General features: G+C 69.4%; 7 protein-coding genes. All 7 read left to right on the forward strand.

What is annotated here, in order from left to right:
* A partial coding sequence (locus KBX39_RS19390; protein WP_210871849.1) for a branched-chain amino acid ABC transporter permease occupies window positions 1-964 on the forward strand: 964 nt, incomplete at its 5' end.
* Between the two features lie 73 nt (window positions 965-1,037).
* Complete coding sequence (locus KBX39_RS19395; protein ID WP_181373817.1) at window positions 1,038-1,802, forward strand: ABC transporter ATP-binding protein; 765 nt, start codon at window positions 1,038-1,040, stop codon at window positions 1,800-1,802.
* A complete protein-coding gene (locus KBX39_RS19400) occupies window positions 1,792-2,502 on the forward strand; it encodes an ABC transporter ATP-binding protein (protein WP_043329572.1) in 711 nt (236 codons plus the stop codon). Before KBX39_RS19395 ends, KBX39_RS19400 begins: the two co-directional genes overlap by 11 nt.
* 32 nt (window positions 2,503-2,534) lie before the next feature.
* Window positions 2,535-3,446, forward strand: coding sequence for an ABC transporter substrate-binding protein (locus KBX39_RS19405; RefSeq protein ID WP_043329573.1), 912 nt, complete (start codon window positions 2,535-2,537; stop codon window positions 3,444-3,446).
* A 2-nt stretch (window positions 3,447-3,448) separates the two neighbouring features.
* Window positions 3,449-4,420 (forward strand): amino acid ABC transporter permease, encoded by a 972-nt coding sequence (locus KBX39_RS19410; RefSeq protein WP_043329574.1) that lies wholly within the window; start codon window positions 3,449-3,451, stop codon window positions 4,418-4,420.
* Window positions 4,417-5,214, forward strand: a complete 798-nt coding sequence (locus tag KBX39_RS19415) for an amino acid ABC transporter ATP-binding protein (RefSeq protein WP_069089066.1) — start codon at window positions 4,417-4,419, stop codon at window positions 5,212-5,214. The genes KBX39_RS19410 and KBX39_RS19415 overlap by 4 nt, the downstream gene beginning before the upstream one ends.
* Window positions 5,215-5,286: 72 nt before the next feature.
* Window positions 5,287-6,508, forward strand: a 1,222-nt coding sequence (locus KBX39_RS19420) for a 5'-3' exonuclease H3TH domain-containing protein (protein WP_312247461.1), incomplete at its 3' end; no start/stop codon positions are given.

The following is a 6,508-nucleotide window of genomic DNA, read 5'->3' on the forward strand; positions in this document are numbered from 1 at the left end:
CCTCGGGCCGATCCCGACGCCCGGCGCGAACTTCACCCAGGTGATGTTCACGGTCTCGATCTACGTGCTGCTGGCGGTCGGCCTCAACATCGTGGTCGGCTTCGCCGGTCTGCTCGACCTCGGCTACTTCGGCTTCTTCGCCGTCGGCGCGTACACGGTGGCGGTGCTGACCTCGCCGAGCAGTGACCTCAAGACGCTGTGGCCGTGGCTGGCGGTGGTGCCGATCGCGATCGGCCTGACCATGGTCTCCGGCGTCATGCTCGGCACGCCGACGCTGCGTCTGCGCGGCGACTACCTGGCGCTGGTGACGCTCGGCTTCGCCGAGATGATCCGGATCGCTGCGGTCAGCTCCGAGTTCCTCAAGGGACAGCGCGGCTTCAACCAGATTCCGCACCCGCCCGGCCAGTACGCCGACGGCCGGCCGTGGTTCGGCGTGCTCGACGCCCGCCCGTACTACTGGCTGGTGCTCACGCTGATCATCCTGGTGGTGATCGGGGTGCGGAACCTGACCCACAGCCGGGTCGGCCGGGCCTGGATCTCGATCCGTGAGGACGAGGACGCGGCCCAGCTCATGGGTGTGCCGACGTTCAAGTTCAAGCTGTGGGCGTTCGCCTCCGGCGCGGCCATCGCCGGCCTGGCCGGCGCGTTGTTCGCCGGTAAGCAGAACTTCGTCAACTCGCAGAACTTCGAGCTGCTCAACTCGATCATCATCCTGGCCGCCGTCATCTTCGGCGGCTCGGGCAACATCGTCGGCGCGATCGTCGGCGGCGGCCTGGTCGCGTACATGATCGAGCGGTTCCGCGGCATCGAGCTGTTCGGCATCGAGCTGTACGAGTACCGGTTCCTCTTCTTCGGTCTGGTGCTCGTGGTGATGATGATCTTCCGGCCGCAGGGCCTGATCCCGAACCGGCGACGAGCGGCGGAGTTCAAGGACCGCCGCAAGGAGGTGATCGTCGGTGAGTGACACCGAGCAGACCCCGGCAGTTCCGGCCCAGGCGGCGGCCCCCGCCGTCGAGACGGTCGACAAGCGGGAGCCGTTGCTGGAGGTCGACCACGTCACGCTGCGCTTCGGCGGTGTGGTGGCCCTCAACGACGTGGACTTCACCCTCTACAAGGGGGAGATCCTCGGTCTGATCGGACCGAACGGCGCCGGCAAGACCACCTGCTTCAACGCGATGACCGGTATCTACCAGCCCACCGAGGGGCAGATCCGGTTCCTGGGCCAGAAGATCAGTGGCAAGAAGCGCCACCAGATCACCCGGATGGGCATGGCCCGTACGTTCCAGAACATCCGTCTCTTCCCGGAGATGACCGCGCTGGAGAACGTCCAGGTCGGCGCGGACGCGCACCACAAGACCAGCGTGATCGCCGCCCTGCTGCGCCTGCCGCGGCACTGGAAGGAGGAGCGCGAGGGCCGGGAGAAGGCCGAGCGCCTGCTGGAGTTCGTCGGCATCAGCAACCGGATGCACGAGTTCGCCCGCAACCTGTCCTACGGCGAGCAGCGCCGGCTGGAGATCGCCCGCGCGCTGGCCACCGACCCGAAGCTGCTCTGCCTGGACGAGCCGGCCGCCGGCTTCAACCCGGCGGAGAAGGAGGAGCTGCTGCAGCTCATCCGGCAGATCCGGGACCAGGGCGTGACGGTGCTGCTGATCGAGCACGACATGCGCCTGGTGATGGGCGTGACCGACCGGATCGTGGTCCTGGAGTTCGGAAAGAAGATCGCCGAAGGGCTGCCCGCCGAGGTGCGGGACAACCCGAAGGTGGTCGCGGCGTACCTGGGGGTGCCGGACGATGCTGCTTGAGATCGAGGACGTGAGCCTGCTCTACGGGCGGATCCAGGCGCTGCACGGCATCAGCCTGACCGTGGACGAGGGGGAGATCGTCGCGCTGATCGGCGCGAACGGCGCCGGCAAGTCCACCACCATGCGGGCGATCTCCGGCATCCGGCCGGTCGCCTCCGGCACGATCAAGTTCGCCGGTGAGGACATCACCAAGCTCCGCGCCGACCTGCGGGTCCGCCGCGGGCTGTGCCAGGCGCCCGAGGGCCGGGGCATCTTCCCCGGCATGACGGTGCTGGAGAACCTCGACATGGGCGCGTACACCCGGCGCGACAAGGCCGGCATCGCGCAGGACCTGGCCCGGGTGCTGGACCTGTTCCCGCGGCTGGCCGAGCGGCGCAAGCAGGCCGGCGGCACGCTCTCCGGCGGTGAGCAGCAGATGCTCGCGGTCGGCCGGGCGCTGATGAGCCGGCCGAAGCTGCTGCTGCTCGACGAGCCGTCGATGGGTCTCGCGCCGATGCTGATCCAGCAGATCTTCACGATCATCACGGAGATCAACCAGCAGGGCACCACGATCCTGCTGGTGGAGCAGAACGCCCAGCAGGCGCTGGCGCGCGCCCACCGGGCGTACGTGCTGGAGACCGGCCGGATCGTCAAGAGCGGCACCGGCGCGGACCTGCTGCACGACCCCTCGGTCAAAGAGGCCTACCTCGGCGTGGCCTGACCGACCGACCCCTCGCAATAAGGAGTACAGCCATGTTCCACCCCAACCCCGGACGGCGGGCGGCGCTCGGCGTCGCCGGTGCGGCCGTCCTGCTGCTCTCCCTCGCCGCGTGCGGCGAGAAGGAGAACTCGGCCGAGCCGGGCGACGGCCCGTCGGTGTCCGCCACGGCCGACTCCAACCTGGCCGCGAAGGTGCCGGACGCCATCAAGGCCGACGGCGTGATCAAGGTCGGCACCGACTCGACGTACGCCCCGGCCGAGTTCCTGGACCAGGACGGCAAGACCGTGGTCGGCTTCGACGTCGAGCTGTTCAACGCGGTGGCGCAGAAGCTCGGTCTCAGGGCCGAGTACGAGTCGGCGCCGTTCGACGCGATCCTGCCCGGTGTGGGTTCGGGCAAGTACGAGGTCGGCGTCTCGTCGTTCACCATCAACGCCGACCGTCTGAAGACGGTCAACATGGTGAGCTACTACTCGGCGGGCACCCAGTGGGCGACCAAGAAGGGCAACCCGGCCGGGGTGGACCCGGAGAACGCCTGCGGCAAGAAGATCGCCGTGCAGGTCGGTACGGTCCAGCTCGACGACATCACCGCCCGGTCGAAGAAGTGCACCGACGCCGGCAAGCCGGCCATCAAGATCGACCAGTACCAGGCGCAGAGCGACGCCACCGCTGCCGTGGGCAGTGGCAAGAACGACGCCATGCTGGCCGACTCCCCGGTCGGCGCGTACGCGGTGAAGCAGAGCAACGGCCAGCTGGAGGTGCTCGGCGACATCTACGAGTCGGCGCCCTACGGCTACGCGGTGAACAAGGAGCAGCAGGCGTTCGCCGAGGTGCTCAAGGAGGCCGTGCAGGCGGTCATCGCCGACGGCAGCTACAAGGCGGCGCTCAGCAAGTGGGGTGTCGAGGGCGGCGCCATCACCAACGCTGAACTGAACCCGTCGGTCTGACCATGTCGGCCGACACATCCGGACGGGCACGGCCAGAACCGATCAAGGCCGTGCCCGTGCGGCACCCCGGGCGCTGGGTCGGCGTGGCGGTCATCGCCGTGCTGGTCGCGATGTTCGTGCACATGCTGGTCACGAACTCCGCGTTCCAGTGGTCGTTCATGGTGGACGAGATGTTCCGCCCGCCGATCATCGAAGGGCTGCGCGGCACCATCCTGCTGCTGATCACGTCGATGGTGATCGGCATCGGCCTGGGCATCGTCATCGCGATCATGCGGCTGTCGCCCAACCCGGTGCTGCGCGGCGTGGCCTGGGTGTACACCTGGTTCTTCCGGGCGGTGCCCCGGCTGGTGCTGGCGATCCTCTTCGGCAACCTCGGCATCCTCTGGTCGCGGCTGGAGTTCGGTCTGCCGTTCGACAGGCAGATCGGCGCCCTGTTCGGGTTGCACGACTTCGAGGCCCGGCTGTTCGGGTTCAGCGCGGTGGACATCCTGACCGGCTTCGTCGCCGGCATGCTGGCGCTGGGCCTTTCCGAGGCCGCGTACATGGCCGAGATCGTCCGGGCCGGCATCCAGTCGGTGGACGAGGGGCAGACCGAGGCGGCTCAGGCGCTGGGCATGAGCCGGGCGCAGATCCTGCGGCGGATCGTGCTGCCGCAGGCGATGCGGGTGATCATTCCGCCGACCGGCAACGAGACCATCGCGATGCTCAAGGACACCTCGCTGGTGGCCTTCGTGCCGGTGTCGATGGAGCTGTTCTTCCAGCTCAAGGCCGTCGGTTCCCGGACCTTCCAGCCCTTCCCGATGTACGTCGCGGCGACGTTGTGGTACCTGCTGCTGACCAGCGTCCTGCTGGTCGGGCAGTACTACCTGGAGCGGCACTACTCCAAGGGGTTCGGACGCAGCGGGCGGGCCCGGCAGCGGCTGCGGAATCTGACCGCCGAGAGCGGCAGTACCACGAGTGGGACGGCGCAATGACGGACATGACCGCTTCCCCGCAGACGCCGGCCGCCGAGTTGATGGTCCGGGCCGAGCAGGTGCACAAGTCGTTCGGGCCGCTGGAAGTGCTCAAGGGCATCGACCTGGAGGTCCGCTCCGGCGAGGTGTGCTGCCTGCTCGGGCCCTCCGGCTCCGGCAAGTCGACGTTCCTGCGCTGCATCAACCACCTGGAGAAGATCGACGCCGGCCGCATCTGGGTCGACGGTGACCTGATCGGCTACCGGGAGCGCGGCGGCAAGCTGTATGAGATGCGCGACCGGGACGTGGCCGCGCAGCGCCGTGCCATCGGCATGGTGTTCCAGCGGTTCAACCTGTTCCCGCACATGACGGTGCTGCAGAACGTCATGGAGGCCCCGGTGCTGCTGCGCCAGGCCAAGAAGACGGAGGCCCGGGAGCACGCCGCGCAGCTGCTGGACCGGGTGGGGCTGGGCGACAAGCTCGGCGCGTACCCCGGTCAGCTCTCCGGCGGCCAGCAGCAGCGGGTGGCGATCGCCCGGGCGCTGGCCATGCGGCCGAAGCTGATGCTGTTCGACGAGCCGACCAGCGCGCTCGACCCGGAGCTGGTGGGCGAGGTGCTGGACACGATGAAGGACCTGGCCCGCGACGGCATGACGATGATCGTGGTGACCCACGAGATCGGCTTCGCCCGCGAGGTGGGCGACCACCTCGTGTTCATGGACGGCGGCGTGGTGGTCGAGCAGGGGGACCCGCGCGAGGTGATCTCGGCGCCGAAGCACGAGCGGACCAAGGCGTTCCTGGCCAAGGTTCTCTGACCTCGGCCTCCGGTGCGGCGCGCGCCGCACCGGAGGCCGGAGTTGTCGGGCGTACGGACTAGAGTCGCAGCCGTGACAGCTACGACGCCGCGCCTGCTCCTCGTCGACGGACATTCCCTGGCATACCGGGCGTTCTTCGCCCTGCCTGTGGAGAACTTCTCCACCACCACGGGGCAGCCGACCAACGCCGTCTACGGCTTCACCTCGATGCTGATCAACGTGCTGCGCGACGAGCAGCCGACCCACATCGTCGTGGCGTTCGACGTGTCCCGCCGCTCCTTCCGCACCGAGAAGTACTCCGAGTACAAGGCCGGCCGCAGCGAGACCCCGACCGACTTCAAGGGCCAGGTCAGCTTGGTCAAGGAAGTCCTCGCCGCGCTGCGCGTGCCGGTGGTCGAGAAGGAGGGCTACGAGGCCGACGACGTCATCGCCACGCTCGCCTGGCAGGCCCGCGACCAGGGCATGGACGTGCTGATCACCACCGGCGACCGGGACGCGTTCCAGCTCGTCGGCGAGCGCGTGACCGTGCTCTACCCGCGTAAGGGCGTCTCCGACCTGGCCCGGATGGACCCGGCCGCGGTCGAGGCGAAGTACGGCGTCACCCCTGATCGCTACCGCGACCTGGCCGCGCTGGTCGGCGAGACCAGCGACAACCTGCCCGGCGTGCCCGGCGTCGGCCCGAAGACCGCGGCCAAGTGGATCAACCTGTACGGCGGCGTCGAGGGCGTGGTGGCCCGCGCCGACGAGATCAAGGGCAAGGCCGGCGACAGCCTGCGCGAGCGGCTCGCCGACGTGATCCGCAACTACGAGATCAACTGCCTGGTCTCCGACCTGGAGTTGCCGGTACGCCCCGAGGACGCCCGCTGGCAGGGCTGGGACCGCGAAGCGGTGCACCAGGTCTTCGACACGCTCCAGTTCCGCATCCTGCGCGACCGGCTCTACCAATACCTGGAGGCGGTCGAGCCGGAGGCCGAGGCGGGCTTCGACCTGGACGGCGCGGTGCTCACCGAGCCGGGCGCGCTCGCGGGCTGGCTCGACACGCACGCCCCGGCCGGCACGCCGGTGCCCGGCGGGTCGCCGAGTACCTCGAGGACCGGCGCATTGACCCGGGCCTCCACCAGCCGGCCGCGTTCGGCCTCGGGCGTGCCGGCGCGGCGCTGCGCGAAGGACGGGCCGCCGTCGCCCCCGCCGACGACGACGCGCCGCCGGGCCCGGACCAGGCCGCGCAGCGGCGCCGGGAGCTGGCCGGCGTCGGCCTGGCGGCGCAGCGCGGCGAGGTCGAGCAGCGCCGGCA

This window comes from Micromonospora sp. D75, assembly GCF_018070405.1.
GTDB lineage: Bacteria > Actinomycetota > Actinomycetes > Mycobacteriales > Micromonosporaceae > Micromonospora > Micromonospora chalcea.